The sequence below is a fragment of the Ignavibacterium sp. genome, assembly GCA_032027145.1.
Classification (GTDB): domain Bacteria; phylum Bacteroidota; class Ignavibacteria; order Ignavibacteriales; family Ignavibacteriaceae; genus IGN3.
In genome coordinates this window covers 430,643-445,854 of record JAVSMP010000001.1, presented here as the reverse complement: position 1 = coordinate 445,854, position 15,212 = coordinate 430,643, and the positions used below count along the sequence as shown (strand labels likewise).

The following is a 15,212-nucleotide window of genomic DNA, read 5'->3' as shown; positions in this document are numbered from 1 at the left end:
TATCAATTTCTTTTGATTGCAATATCTTATAATTCTTCTAGTGTCCGGACTCTTAACTGATTTGAATTGTGTTGTTAAAATAACTGTTTTTTAATATGTTGCCACACAATTTAATTGATTTAAAGAGTAAAGTAGTTAATAATATGGAAAAGAAGAGTGATCTATTTATTCCGGCAATAGTAATTGGAATTAGTTTTATAATAGGTGTCTTTGTTTTTACAAGCGCCTGGAAGTCAAATCAAAGTGCGAATCAAACAATAAATGTTACTGGTTCTGCTAAAAAAGAGATTGTCTCAGACCTTGGCTTTTTACGCGGTTCAATTTCAGTTCAGTCTTCAACTTCAGACAGGGCTTATTCTGAATTGAACAGACAAAAGCCGATTTTAATTTCCTATTTAGAACAAAAGGGATTTCCGAAAGATAAGATTGAATTTTTTACAATCAATAATTATCCTGTTTATGAAATGAGTGAACAAGGTTATCAAACCGGAAGAATAATAGGATATGTATATAGCCAGCGAATAGAAATTCAATCATCAGATGTTAACAAAATAAAAGAGATTTCATTGGATATTACCTCTTTAATTGAAAGGGGAGTAAGTTTTCAGGTTGAGCAGCCGGAGTACCATTATACAAAAATGGCTGATTTGAAAATTGAAATACAAGCTGAAGCGGCAAAAGATGCTATGATCAGAGCTCAAAAAATTGCTGAAGCTACAAACCGGACGCTGGGTCCAATGAGAAATGCCCGAATGGGAGTGCTTCAAATTACACCAAAATTTTCAAATGCAATCTCTGATTACGGTATTAATGATTTAAGTTCGATTGAGAAAGAAATTGTCGGTGTTGTAAATGCTTCCTTCGAGATTGAATAAGTTCAAAAATAATTTTCTGAAAATAATCTATTAATTGAAATATGACTAAACCTCAAATATGGGTATCGGCTCTCTTATTTTTATTTATTATTCTCCTTCTGTTAGGTAGAATGACATCAAAGGAAGAATCCTCTATGGACTTTTCTAATCTGAATAATCAAAACTTAAGTGAACAAAACACAGCCGAAATATCCGGGGAAAGATTATTCCAGTCTTTCGGATGTATTACCTGCCATGGCAATGATTTAGCAGGTTCTAAGTCAGGACCATCCCTTAAAGATATCAAACAATACTGGAGCAGCAGAGATAATCTTATCAACTATTTACGAAATCCGAACTCTTATATGGATTCGGATAGATTTAAAGATTACCAGGAGAAATATCCCGGCACAATAATGCCTCCGTATAATAATAAAGATGTAAAAGATTTGGGAAAGATTGCTGATTATCTGCTAACGCAGTAAAAATAAACCCCGATAGATCAATTCTAAATGTTTAAGACTAATTTTTAAAGTAATATCTAAAACAAACCCAATTTCTTAGAGAAACTGGGTTTGTTAAGTTTAAATATTTTGAAAACCAGCCTAAGCAACGGTTATTTCTTTTTCAAGATAAACATCCTGAATAAGATTTAACAATTTAACTCCTTCAGCCATCGGACGCTGAAAGGCTTTACGACCGGAAATCAATCCCATTCCACCCGCACGTTTGTTTATAATTGCTGTTTTAGCTGCTTCAGCAAAATCGTTTTCGCCGCTGGCTCCGCCGCTGTTAATCAATCCAGCACGTCCCATAAAGTTATTAATAACCTGATAACGTGTAAGATCAATTGGGTGATCAGTTGTCAAATCAGTATAAACCTTTTTACTGGTTTTCCCAAAATTCTTTAATGAATTATATCCGCCGTTATTTTCAGGAAGTTTTTGTTTGATAATATCAGCCTCAATTGTAACACCAAGATGGTTTGCCTGTCCGGTTAAATCTGCAGATACATGATAATCTTTGTCAGATTTAAAAGCGGGATTTCTTAAATAACACCACAATACAGTTGCCATTCCAAGTTCGTGAGCATACTGAAAAGCTTGGCTAACTTCAACAATTTGTCTTCCGCTTTCTTCGGAACCGAAATAAATTGTTGCGCCAACTGCGGCTGCGCCCATATCATAAGCCTGCTCAACACTTGCAAACATTATCTGATCAAATTTATTGGGATAAGTAAGTAATTCGTTATGATTTATTTTTACAATGTATGGAATTTTATGAGCGTATTTTCTTGCTGTCATTCCAAGTACACCAAGTGTTGATGCAACTGCGTTACACCCGCCTGCAATTGCAAGCTTAACTATACTTTCAGGATCAAAATACTCCGGATTGGGTGCAAATGACGCTCCTCCGCTGTGCTCAATTCCCTGATCAACAGGAAGGATTGATAAATAACCGGTTCCCGACAATCTGCCTGACTTAAAAATCCATTGTAGATTTCGTAAAACGTTGATGTTTCTATCGGTTTGTGCAAAAATTCTATCAACAAAATCAGGTCCAGGTAGATTTAGTTGTTCTTTAGGAAACTTAGCTTTGTATGATAACAATGAATCAGCTTCATTGCCCAGCAATTCTTTAATTTTATTTAACATTATTTCACCTATTTATAAATTGTTTTGATAAGATCTTCATATTGATAATGCTAAAATAAGATAAGCTTTATAGTATTTCAATTTATAATATTGAAGTGTGATAAATTAGTCTTTAAAAAAGAAAAACCCGGTTAAACCGGGCTTACTTCTTTAATAATGATGACTTGTTCTTAGTACATCATTGAGTTTCCCTCTAATCCAGCGATCTTGATTTCTTCAACTTTCATTCTACCAACACCGTTTCGCATCAACCCAAGTTCTAGTGCAGCAGCTTTTGAAAGATCAAGATCCCGTCCTGAAATATAAGGACCTCTATCGTTTATTCTGATAATAACAGACTTTCCGTTTTTGGGATTTGTTATTTTCAATAAAGTGCCAAATTTCAACGATTTATGAGCAGCTGTAAATGACATTTGATCATAAATCTCGCCATTTGCAGTTCTTTTACCATGAAAACCTGGTCCATACCAGCTGGCTTTCATAGTTCCTTTGTCAGTAAATTCGACTAATGACCTGTCAGCAGTTATTGCTTCCTCTGGAGCAGTGTAATTCTCGGACATTGTCGGTTCAATTGTCTTTTCTTCATTAACTACCAGTGTAAATCCCACAATTGCAATAAATAAAAGAACAAAGACTATCTTAATTAATGATCTCAATAAAACCTCAGATTAGTTAAACATATCAGATTGCTGATTCAAAATTAATCCGGTCAGTAAGACCATCCAATACTTTATTTTGTTCTGAGAGCCTCATATAAAAATCCAGATTACTCAACTATATTGGTTTAATAGTCGATTATTCTGTTTTGATAGTATTCGAAATACCTTGTTCAGTGAGATTCTGAACTTAACAAAGGCAGGAATTGGCACTTTTATTTTTTATGTTTGTATAAAAACTCAAAATTTTGGAGAAAACATGAAAGTGAAACTCATTAAAGAGATTTTTTTACTGATTATTATTTTTATTACAACTTTATTTTTTGGCGGTTCGACAAGATTGCAGCTCCTGGAGGAAAACAATAATTTCTATATTTCAAATAATTCTTCTTATGCCCCTGGCGACATAGTAAAATTAAATCTTTATACCTATGCCGAAATAAGCGAGAAATTTCAACTTAAACTACTCAAGATCAACGATCCGGTTACTTTTTTCTCCCTTCTTGATCAAAACTACAGTCATTATTCGTTTGATATATGGGGAAAGGATAATGTTCTTTTATTAAAATATACATCACTTATTAAACAATGGGAGATTAAGCCAGATAAAAAAGCTCAGTATGGCTATAACGAGATCAATGTTGGGAAGATTGAAAAACCCGGAATTTATATTGTTCAGGCAATCCGAGAAGATAAGGTTGGTTATTGTGCAATAGTGGTAACTAATCTTAGTATGGTATACAAGAATAACCAGAAGGAAATCCTGGCATATATTGCTGATGCAAAAACAGGGCAATTCAATAAATCTGCAAAGTTTGATTTTTTGCAGAATGGGAAGTTAATCGGTTCAAGACGAGCTGACAAAGATGGAGTTATGTATGTAAAGTTGACAGATTTTGAAAGTGCTGATAATTCGATTATTCAACTTTTCGGGTATGCAGATGATGAAATATTATTATCCGACCCATACTTTTATTTTAATCAGGGACAAAATGAATATCTGACTGCCTATATTTACACTCAACAGCCAGTTTACAGACCTGCACAAGAGATAAACTTCAAAGCTATTTTCAGGAACAAAGCAGGAAATGAATACCAAAATATTCCTGAACAAAAATTCTCTATAACAGTAAAGTCATCAAAAGATAAAGAAGTTTACTCAGGTGAAGCCACAACAAATGAATTTGGCACCTTGTCAGGCAGCTTTTTTCTGGACGAAGATGCAGACCTTGGCTACTATTCGATAATATTAAAAAAAGATGAACAAGCATATTATGGTTCCTTTTCAGTTGAGGAATATAAAAAGCCGGAGTTCAAAGTAAATGTTGTTACAGATCGAAAGCAGTATTCGAGGGGGGATAAATTAACTGCTACAGTAACAGCAGATTATTATTTTGGTTCCCCTGTAAAGAATGCTGATGTTCAAGTTAGTATTTACAAACAATACTTTTGGAGACCCTGGTGGTATTGGAGTGAATGGTCATGGTTTTATGGAGGTTTTAAATCAGACAGATATATCAGCAGTCAGAAGGAATTAATCTTTCAGGAGTCGGGAACTTTAAATGAAGATGGGAAATATGAATTATCGTATAAGATTGGTTCAGATAATTCGGATAATTCAGGTGATTATCAATATTCTATTGTTGCACAGGTTACAGATGCTTCACGCAGGGCAATAAATGGTTTTACCGAAGCGTTTGTTACCAGAGGGTCTTTTACAATCTCAACTTCACCTGAGAAATGGTTCTTTAAGCAAGGTTCAGAAGTAAAACTAAAAGTAAATACCTCTGACTTTTCAGATAAACCTGTTCAAACCGACTTTAGAGTAATCGTTTATTATCCGGGTGATTCCAGATATGTAAATAAAACGTCTTATACAGATACTATATGGGCAAAAACAAATGTAGCCGGTTCAGCAGTTGTAAAGTTTTTTCCAAAGAGGGATGTAACCGGTTACTTTAGTTATACGATTATTGCCTTTGACGAGAAGGAAAGAGAGATTGAAACTTCAAGTTCTTTTTATGTCGGAGATGTTGATAATTATTATTATCAAAGAACTAATGCAGGCTTAGAGATTATAACGGATAAAGAAGCTTATGAAAAGGGAGACTCTTTAATAGCCTATGTATTTATTCCAGATCCGGATCAGGAGCTTTTACTTTCTTATGAAACTGACAAGATTCTCTCTTATAAAAAACTTAAACCAGTAAAAAATAGTTTTGAGATAAGAGAAGAACTGACAGAAAAATTTTCCCCGAGTTTTAATATTTCGATAAGTTTTATAAAGGACAGAATGCTGTATCAAACAACCAAACTGATAGGTGTTCTTGCGAAAGATAAGTTTTTAAATATTGCTCTAACTCCATCTAAAGATATTTATAAGCCCGGTGAGCAAGCTGATTACGAAATCTCTGTAAAGGATTATCTGGGCAATCCTGTTAACAATACTGAAATAAGTTTCGGAATTATTGATGAAAGCATTTATGCAATTAAAGAAGATGACACTCAACCCATAGAAACTTTTTTCTATTCTCCGCAACGTTATTTTATCTCGACTAATAATTCATTGCAATATGGTTACTTTAGTACTTACAGCAGAACAGCTACCTATATTGATAAAAATTATTTTTCTTATAAGAAGGATGATAAAACTTACAAAGGCAGGTTATATGGAAAAATTATTATCCCGGGACAGGAAAAAATTCCTGATGGATTATTTGTAATGCTTACCGGTGAGAAATATTACTACTCTGCCAAAGTCGATTCACTCGGTTATTATGAGATAAAAAATATTGCAAAAGGTAATTATCAGCTTTTTGTTTCTGCAGGATATGGCGGAATGCTTTTAATTGATGATGTTAAAATAGATGTTGAAAAAAAGTATGATATTACTTTTACTGAAGAACAGGATCAGCAAATTGAAAGGATGCGTAGCCAAGGTATTACCAGCGGACAATCCAGAAATGAAACTGCAGATGAGCTGAGCATTGAATCATCAAAAGATGAAAAAATGCCTTCATCGCTTATACTTAAGCAAAAAGAAACTAATGATAAATCCTCTTACTTGCAGGCAGATATCCGAACAAACTTTGTTGATGCATTAATATGGAAAGCACATGTTGTAACTGATAATAATGGAAAAGCAAAAGTACAGTTCAAAATTCCTGATAATTTAACAACATGGCGAACAACTGTTCGTGGTATTACAAAACAGACCGATGTTGGACAAAGCACAAATAAATTTATAAGCAGAAAAGATCTTCTTATTAGGATGGAAACTCCGCGTTTTTTCAGGCAGGGCGATGAAGTTGTGATCTCAACTATTGTACATAACTACCTTACGTCTAAGAAAAAAACTAAAATTGAGTTTAACTCCGACAAACTGAAACTGTTAGGTTCAAGGATTAATGAGAGCGGTAGAGAAGCGGAAAAGTTTTCGGTTAAAAAGGTTTATGAAGTTGAGATTGCTGCTAATTCAGAGTTAAGAATTGATTGGAAAGTTAAAGTTGATTTTCCAACCGGGGAAGCAACATTAAAAGCTTCGGCGCTTACAAATGAAGAATCAGATGCAATGGAAGTTAAAGTTCCAGTTTTACCGAATGGTGTTAAGGTGATTGAGCCAATTGTAAAAAATTATACCAATGACAATGTTAATGAAACATTCGATTTTGATTTACCGAATAATTTTGATCTTAGATCAGCTACGCTTTCTTTTAGTGTAGCTCCATCAATTGCCGGAACTATTTTAAAATCTCTTGATGACCTTGCCGGCTATCCTTATGGCTGTGTTGAACAGACTATGAGCAGATTTCTGCCAACAATTATTGTTTCAAATACATTTAATGAAATTAAAGTCCCGTTAAAATCAAAAACGATAGAAGAGCTGCCTAAATTTGTCGAAGCAGGTCTAAAGCGTCTTTACGAACATCAACATTCCGATGGTGGATGGGGATGGTGGAAGAATGATAATTCTAACCCATATATGACTGCTTATGTTATCTATGGAATGGGTCTTGCAAAAGAAGCCGGATATAATATCAATGAAAATGTTTATCAGAGTGGATTGAACAACCTTAAGAATCAAATTATTAATGCTAAAGCAGATATTGACGAAACAACTCTATCATATATGATTTATGCTTTAAGTACTGCTTTAAAAAACCAACAATATGATAAAGGAAATTATCTTGAGATAATTAATATTCTTTTAAGAAAAGACCTTCAGTCCTATCCGCTTTCTTTGCTTGCAATTTCATTAAAGAATATGAATGAAACTTCAAAGGCAAAGGAACTTGCTGCTGAAATTCTAAAACAAGTTAATGAAGAAAAATCATTTGCCTTTTGGAGCGGCAAAGGATGGCATTACAACTGGCAGAATGATAATGTACAGGGAACTGCATTTGCAGTTAAGGCTATTCTTAATATTGAAGGAAATTCTGAATTGATAGAAAAAGCAGTTAAATGGCTGATACAAAAAAAACAAGGATACTCCTGGCGCTCTACACAGGAAACCGCTGTTGTGTTGTTTGCGTTAACTGATTATTTGAAAATTACAAAGGAACTTGATCCTGATTATACTGCAAAGGTTTTCGTAAATGATAAAGAAGTTTATTCAGCAAAGTTTGATAAAGATGATGTATTTAATGAAGGGAAGACAATCAAAATATCTGATGATAAAGAAAAGATTTTAAGAAAGGGCAGGAACAGGATTAGAATAGAAAAATCAGGTAAGGGTGCTTTGTATTTTTCCGGATTCAACGAATACTTTACAACTGAGCTTGCATCTGTTAAGAATGACAATGGTTTTAAGATAAGAAGAGAGTATTACATACTGGAAACAGGCAGCAAAGATGGACACATAATTTATTATAAGAAAGACTTTGATGGAATAGTTAAAAGCGGACAGGATATTTTCGTAAAGACTTTTGTTGAATCGAAATCTGATAATCTTGATTATTTTATTTTAGAAGATATGATTCCTTCGGGCTTTGAGGTTGTAAAGGAAATGGACAGATATTTTATTGATGGTGAAAACAACTACAATACATACAGTGATTATTTATATGATTATATGCCTTGGCGCTGGCACTTTGCCGAAAGAGAATACCGTGATGAAAAGGTTGCATTCTTTGTAACTAAGAGTCAGAAAGGGATGGAATTCTCTTATATTATTAAAGCTCAGATTCCCGGTGAGTATAAAATTATGCCCGCACAGGGTTACTTAATGTACTATCCGGAGTTAAATGGTTTCAGCGATGTTGTAGATATTGTAGTTGAAGATATTTAAAGTAAGCTCTCTGCAACTTGGCGTCTTTGCGTGAAATTATTTCTCACGCAAAGACACAGAACTGCTAAGTTTACTTCATTAAAACCATCTTTCGGGTTGCTGTAAAATTACCTGACTTAATTGTGTAAAGATACACTCCCGATGTTAGATCAGAAGCATTGAATTTAATTGTGTGTTTTCCAGCATCCATAAATTCATTAACAAGTGTTGCCACTTCTGACCCAAGTATGTTATAGATTTTTAATATTACATTATCAGACTTTGCAAGTGCAAAAGAAATTTCTGTTTCGGGATTAAATGGATTTGGGAAATTCTGCTCAAGTGAATATGATACAGGGGCTTTGTAATCAACTTCTACTTCATTTGAGTATGAGAACTTTCCGTCAAAATCTATTTGTTTAAGTCTGTATAATGATTTTCCATTAAATAATTCATTATCAATGAAAGAGTAATTATTAGCGGTAGTTGTCGTGCCCTTTCCATTAACAAACGCAACTCTATTCCATTCAGTATTCTGATTCTTTTCATCTGCTCTCTTTTTTTGAATTTCAAACCCTGAATTATTTAATTCAGTAGCTGTTTGCCATTTTAAACTAACTTTACCATCAATTACCTGTGCTGTAAATGAAGTAAGCTCAACGGGAACAATTCCGTAATAAAAAATTCCAATGTCATCAACATACCATCCATCTTTGTTAATAGCATAATCGGACTTCAGTTCGAATCTAAGTTTGAACTGACTGCTGGCATAAGGAGCGAGATTCATTACTTCTTCAACCCAGGTGCTTTGAGTTCCGCTATATAATGGCTGTCCGCTTGGCAGTGAACCTGAGCCGAGCTGTGTATATTTACCATGCAGAGGAATCCATGTTGAACCATTATTAGTTGAGGCTTTTACCTGACAATAGTCGAATCCGGACTCTGTTTCATATTTAGTCCAGAATTTTAACTTTGGATTGGAATATGCGGAAAGATCTATTGCATTTTTTAATGTCATAGTTACAGTTGCATTAATAATATAATTTCCGATTTTACTATCTGTAAAAGATGTTGGAGCAGAGTGATAAGAAAGCGTTGTTGCTTCCCATTTTGGGCTTGAAGATGGTGTGCTTGTAACATCCCATAATACTAAAGGATCATTTGTTGAATCAGCAAATACAAACATCTGTGTACCAAGAATGAAACTTATTGTATCCTTCTTAACAACATTTCCGCTAAAGCTTGAAGTAAGTAATAATTTAGCTGTAACATCTATAGGTGCTGATGGAGATACAGAAAATGCAAGCGGATTTGTTAAAGATGCAGTGGCTCTTGCTTCAATAGAATCAAATTGTGCAGTGCCGGATGTTATTGTTATATATGGGCTGAGTGAAGTTAATTGTAAATCAAGATTATAAGCGGTTGACAGACCAATATTTTTGAAAATACTGTTCATAGAAATATTATCGCCCGGATCAATAAATGGTTCACTGTAACCGGGATCAATCATTTGAACATAAGCTCCTGCAAGATGAGTTTGATAGAGCATTGTACTTAGATTCTGTTGTGCAATCGGAAATATCTGAGATTGATAAGGCCAGAAATCATCACCGATCTCAATTGTATAACCATAAGTTTTTTCTTTTAATGTTTGCTCGCCATACATCCAATCTCTTTCACTTCCATTAGAATTATATCCTAAAAGCTGTCCGCCTGAACCATATTCATATCCGCTTTTAGAAGTGAGCAGCGCGGCAAATTCCCTGTAAATAAGCGAATCCGGAGTTTCCATATCAATATATCCCCAGGGATATAAAATATACTCACCATACGAGTGCATAGTAAACTGTGTTTTATAATTTGCAAGTATTGCAAGATCTCTGATTGCCTGAGCTTCAGGTTCAGAAAAGGCATAAGGTCCGCGGTAAGTTTCTACGCTAGGATCTGGGCTTGAACCGGAATTATCATAGCCCCATGCATATCCGAAATTTCTGTTAAGATCCACTCCGTACCATCCACCGCCATTGTTTCTTCTGTTCTTTCGCCAGTTACCTCCGCCCCCTGGATTTGTGCTTCTGTTGTATTCATATCCATCTGGATTGAAACAAGGAACACAATATATTTCTCTGTTATCTACAAGATAAGTTACTTCTGAATTTGTTCCGTAATTCTGTAGCAGGTACCACATATAATACATAAGCGTTGCCATTGACTGAGGCTCACGTGCGTGTATCAAAGCATCAAATCCAACTGCTGGTTCGTTTTCACTTATATTTGGATTATCGGATATTTTTACTGCCCAGATTGTTCTGTTTTCATGGCTTGTGCCAATAGAAAACTTTTGAGTGATAAGATTAGGATAATTTGCATACATTGAATCAAGGTTTGCAGCAATTTCAGCATAAGTATAATAACCGCCCATTGAACCAAAACCAAAACCGTCAACATTGAATTCTTTTTTGCTGTCTGAAACAACAAGCTGTCTTTCTTTTTCATTAAGCTTTGGCATTGAGTTATAGTGAGATTGCCAGTCTGCTATCAATACCTTATAGGGAATTCCTATAGAATTAATTGCAGCCAATTCATAATCATTCACAAAGATGGTAAGTTCATTTTCTTTACTTAATTTTGAACCTTCAAGATTGATTCCCGCTTCGGATAATCTGATAAAATCATTCGGAGAGGTGATGCTGATATTTATCTTTTGATAGTTTTGAGAAAAGATATTTATAGATAGAAGAAAAAAAAGAACAGTAAAAATAGTTCTCATAGCAAAAGCTCCTTAAACAGTAAAATATGTTATATAAAAATACTTTTAAACTTTTAGAATTTCACCTTCTGTTTTGGCAATAATCGCTGCTCCGCAAGTATCGCTAAAAACATTAACAGCAGTTCTGCACATATCTAACGGTCTGTCAATAGCTAATATTAAACCAACACCTTCTAAAGGTAAGCCAACAGCAGTAAGCACAATTGACATCATTACTAATCCTGCCATCGGAATTCCGGCAGCACCAATAGATGCAAGTAATGCGGTTACAACCACTATCATTTGCTGAATAAAACTTAATTCGATTCCATAAGCCTGAGCAATAAACATTGCTGCCACACATTCATAAAGTGCAGTGCCATCCATATTAATTGTTGCTCCAAGAGGAAGCACTAAGCTTGATATTTTATTTGATACACCGACATTATTTTCAACTGCTTCAATTGTTAGAGGTAATGTTGCAGAAGAGGATGAAGTTGAAAACGCAGTTATTAGAGGCAGAGATAATGCTTTAAAATGCAGAAACGGACGCACTTTCCCAAAAATTTTTAACAACAGCGGAAGCGTGATAAACATATGTATCGCCAGTCCGACAAGAACAGTTAACATGTAAATTCCCAGATGTTCTATCATAGAAACAAGTTTAGCTTTATCTGAAGCCTGATCAGCAACTATGCCCGTTACAATTCCTAATATTCCTATTGGTGCAAACTTTATAATAAATGATGTCAGCTTCATCATTACTTCAAAGACAGAATTGAAAAAATTAATCAGCGGAGTTGAATATTGTTCTGAGACTCTTGGAATAAAAAATCCGAAAAGCAATGCAAAGAAGATTATTGCAAGCATATCACCTTTAACAAAAACTTCAAAAAGGTTTGTTGGAACGATTCTTAAAATTATATCATTCAGTGAGCCAGCAGCTGAGGTCAGATCGTGTACTTCCATTCTGAATCCAAGATCTGCTCCAACACCCGGGCGTATAAGATCCACGAGGATCAAACCAGTTATTATTGCTGCAAGGCTTGTAGTAATATAGTATGTCATGGTTTTTACGCCTAATCTTCCAAGGCTGCTTGAACTACCGAGATTCACCACTCCCGAAACAATAGATGAAAAGACTAAAGGAACAATTATCATCTTTAGTGCTCGCAGAAAAAGATCACCAAGCCACTTTACATATTCGGAAGACTGAGGGAAAAACAGTCCTAATAGAACAGCAATAATAAAAGCGATAAGGATTTGCCAATGAAGTTTTAGTTTAAGCATAGCAGTAAAATATTGTTAAAAAATTAAAGTCTTAATCAAGCTATTAAAGAATATTTTTTAATATTTCATCACAAACAGCATAACCTTTAGGTGTAAGTTTAATTTCCAGCGGATCTATTTGTAAATAATTTTCATCTCTCAACTTCATCAGGTATTGTTTGTTCTTAGTAATCCACTCATCAGAAAATCTTTTTTTATATTCTTTTAGTTTTAATCCCGAGCTTCTAAATGCAAGCATAACATATTCTTCATGCTGCTGATCATTACCAAGTATTTCAAAATTCATTAATGCATTATTCTTTTGATAAACTTCTTCAATATATTTTTTCAGACTTGTAAAATTCCACCATCTTTTATTATGAACGAATGAGTGTGCAGAAGGTCCGAATCCCAAATAATCTCTGTACTGCCAATAAGCATTATTGTGTAAACACTCGTAACCCGGTTTGGCAAAGTTAGAAACTTCATACTGAAGGAAACCTTTGGATGATAGGAAATCAATAGTTGTTTCATAAAGATCGGCATCATAATCTTCATCCTGAATTGTAACCTTGCCGTCCAAAACCATTTTGTTAAGTATTGTTCCTTTTTCCAGAATAAGACTATAAGCAGATAAATGTTTAATCGGAAGCTCAACAGCAGTTTTAAGATTGTTTTTCCATCTTTCTTTTGTTTGATCTGGCAGGTTAAAAATTAAATCAATGCTGATATTATCAAAACCAACTTCTGCAGCGTCATAAACTGTATTAGCAGCTGTTTGGCTGTTGTGAATTCTGGTTAAAAATTTGAGTTCATTCTCATCGAAAGATTGAATACCAATGCTTATCCGGTTTATTCCTGTATCTTTAAATGCTTTTAACTTTTCTTTATCAACAGTACCGGGATTAGTTTCTAAAGTAATCTCTGCATCTTTATCAATATTAAAATTACTTTTAAGACAATTAAGAATTTCATCAATATAATCAGGAGTCATTAACGATGGAGTACCGCCTCCGAAAAAAACAGAGGAAATATTTCTATCAAAACTGTAAGACGAGTAATAACTGATTTCTTTTTTTAATGCAGAAAGAAAGGATTGAATATTTTCAGTTGTAATAATGGAATAAAAATCACAGTAAATACATTTGTGATCACAAAAAGGGATGTGAATATAAATTGCTGAATTATTCAATTTGTAATTATTTAAAGATGTAATCCTTTCAGGGAATTACATCTTTATATTAATCAATTATTATTTAACTAAGGTTCAATCTTAAGTTCCGCTAAAAACTCTGTTTTACATTCTAACTGATAAGGCATTGCTGATGCAGTTACATTTGATAGCTCAAGTTTTGCAACAAAGCACTTATCTACCTTAGGGTTTTTAAGGTACAGATTTATGTTGTCAATTTCCTGTTGAGTAAGGTTTATCTTTAACGGATTGCCTTTATAGTTACCTGCAATAAATGGAGAAACGGTATATTTAAACAATACTGTTGAACCGTCAGCCTGATAAAGTGTAAGCACAAGATTACTACCTTGTAATCCCGGTGTAGAGTTAATAGTTAAATATGCCGATGATATGTAGCGAATTTCTAAAAGATGATCTTTATTATCCCCATAATCTTCAAAATCGGACAAGCAAAAATCTTTCTGAATTGATATCTCTGAACCTGCTGCGGTGATATTGAATTCAGTATCCATATCAAGATTTAAATAAATATCATCGAAAGGATTACAACTGTTTACTAAGAACAATAAAGCAAAGGCACTTAAAATTAATATATGTCTATAATGTTTTTTCATTTTCCTGCTCCTTAAAAATCTAATGAAAGACCGGTTGTAAATGTTGTAAACTTAGTAAAGTTTACATCGGCATTGATTACAAAGAATCCGAGTTTCAAAGCACCGCCAACTGTAAATCTAAAATGATTATCTCCATCTATCTGAACATAATTAATTTTATCTGCAGCTACTGAGCTTTCATAATAATAGTCAAGGTCAGTTGAAGAAGATTCATATTGTAAACCGCTGTAGGCAATTAGTATTCCCGCAAAGGTTTTACTTGCGTGTACATTAAATGCAATATTATTAGAATTAATTTTAGTAAAATTTTCTGTTTTTTTGCCGATATATTCAAAATAAAAATTGTTGTATAAGAACTGAACAGAAATATCGAGAGGCAAAAGCGGTATGTGACTGCTGATTTCGTGCTTTAATCCAAAACCAAATAAACCAAGCCTAACTTCATCAAAGTTTGATCTGGGAAACAACCGAACCATCAATTCTGTATTAAATAAACTTCCGGAAAGTTGATAAATGCCCATTGGAACAGCTTTTAAAGAAAGACCTGTTGGGTAAGTAAAAAATCCTGTGCTGCTTAAAAAGTATCCATTCCTGTTTCCAAACACAGTTGCTGTTGGTTCAACTTCACCAATAACTTCAGTTTTAGGATTTGGTTTAAATGTTTTTTGGTCGTCTGGAATTATTGTCCACATTCCTATTATACTAAACTTAAATCCAAAAATATTATCAACATCTGCACTATAATAAGTACCTGAGTTTAAGTAAGTACCAAACCAGGTTGACAAAGGTCTTAAATAATTTGAAGCTTCATCAGGAGTAAATTTGTTTAGAGTAACTCCAACTTGTGCTGTTACGAGAATAGGGAAAAAGCAAATCAAAAATATAATTACAGATAAATTTTTTCTCATTTTCAGTTACCTTTCTATACTATTACTTTTATAAAATCTTAAAAATATT

The 15,212-nt window shown here is 33.9% G+C and carries 10 protein-coding genes; 3 read left to right on the top strand and 7 right to left on the bottom strand.

What is annotated here, in order from left to right; genetic code table 11:
- The first annotated feature begins 143 nt into the window (after window positions 1–143).
- Window positions 144–875 carry an SIMPL domain-containing protein gene (locus ROY99_01710; protein MDT3695075.1) on the top strand — a complete coding sequence of 244 codons (732 nt, stop codon included), beginning with the start codon at window positions 144–146 and terminating at the stop codon, window positions 873–875.
- Between the two features lie 110 nt (window positions 876–985).
- Window positions 986–1,339 (top strand): cytochrome c, encoded by a 354-nt coding sequence (locus ROY99_01705; GenBank protein ID MDT3695074.1) that lies wholly within the window; start codon window positions 986–988, stop codon window positions 1,337–1,339.
- Window positions 1,340–1,459: 120 nt separating this feature from the next.
- Here ROY99_01705 and ROY99_01700 read toward each other — a convergent pair whose 3' ends face one another.
- Both ROY99_01700 and ROY99_01695 read right to left on the bottom strand, forming a co-directional pair.
- Window positions 1,460–2,509 carry a class I fructose-bisphosphate aldolase gene (locus ROY99_01700; protein MDT3695073.1) on the bottom strand — a complete coding sequence of 350 codons (1,050 nt, stop codon included), beginning with the start codon at window positions 2,507–2,509 and terminating at the stop codon, window positions 1,460–1,462.
- A 170-nt stretch (window positions 2,510–2,679) separates the two neighbouring features.
- Complete coding sequence (locus ROY99_01695; protein MDT3695072.1) at window positions 2,680–3,165, bottom strand: septal ring lytic transglycosylase RlpA family protein; 486 nt, start codon at window positions 3,163–3,165, stop codon at window positions 2,680–2,682.
- 259 nt (window positions 3,166–3,424) lie between these two features.
- On the opposite strand from ROY99_01695, the gene ROY99_01690 reads away from it, so the two are divergent.
- Entirely contained in the window at window positions 3,425–8,452 is a 5,028-nt protein-coding gene (locus ROY99_01690) for an alpha-2-macroglobulin family protein (GenBank protein ID MDT3695071.1), read from the top strand.
- A gap of 70 nt (window positions 8,453–8,522) precedes the next feature.
- On the opposite strand, the gene ROY99_01685 is transcribed toward ROY99_01690, so the two are convergent.
- The 5 genes from ROY99_01685 to ROY99_01665 all read right to left on the bottom strand — a co-directional run bounded on the left by ROY99_01685 (window position 8,523) and on the right by ROY99_01665 (window position 15,163).
- Window positions 8,523–11,201 carry a M14 family zinc carboxypeptidase gene (locus ROY99_01685; protein ID MDT3695070.1) on the bottom strand — a complete coding sequence of 893 codons (2,679 nt, stop codon included), beginning with the start codon at window positions 11,199–11,201 and terminating at the stop codon, window positions 8,523–8,525.
- Window positions 11,202–11,246: 45 nt separating this feature from the next.
- A complete protein-coding gene (locus ROY99_01680; GenBank protein ID MDT3695069.1) occupies window positions 11,247–12,470 on the bottom strand; it encodes a dicarboxylate/amino acid:cation symporter in 1,224 nt (407 codons plus the stop codon).
- Window positions 12,471–12,513: 43 nt separating this feature from the next.
- Window positions 12,514–13,641, bottom strand: a complete 1,128-nt coding sequence (gene hemW / locus ROY99_01675; GenBank protein ID MDT3695068.1) for a radical SAM family heme chaperone HemW — start codon at window positions 13,639–13,641, stop codon at window positions 12,514–12,516.
- A 68-nt stretch (window positions 13,642–13,709) separates the two neighbouring features.
- Entirely contained in the window at window positions 13,710–14,255 is a 546-nt protein-coding gene (locus ROY99_01670; GenBank protein MDT3695067.1) for a hypothetical protein, read from the bottom strand.
- 11 nt (window positions 14,256–14,266) lie between these two features.
- Window positions 14,267–15,163, bottom strand: a complete 897-nt coding sequence (locus tag ROY99_01665) for a DUF6588 family protein (GenBank protein MDT3695066.1) — start codon at window positions 15,161–15,163, stop codon at window positions 14,267–14,269.
- Window positions 15,164–15,212: the final 49 nt, after the last annotated feature.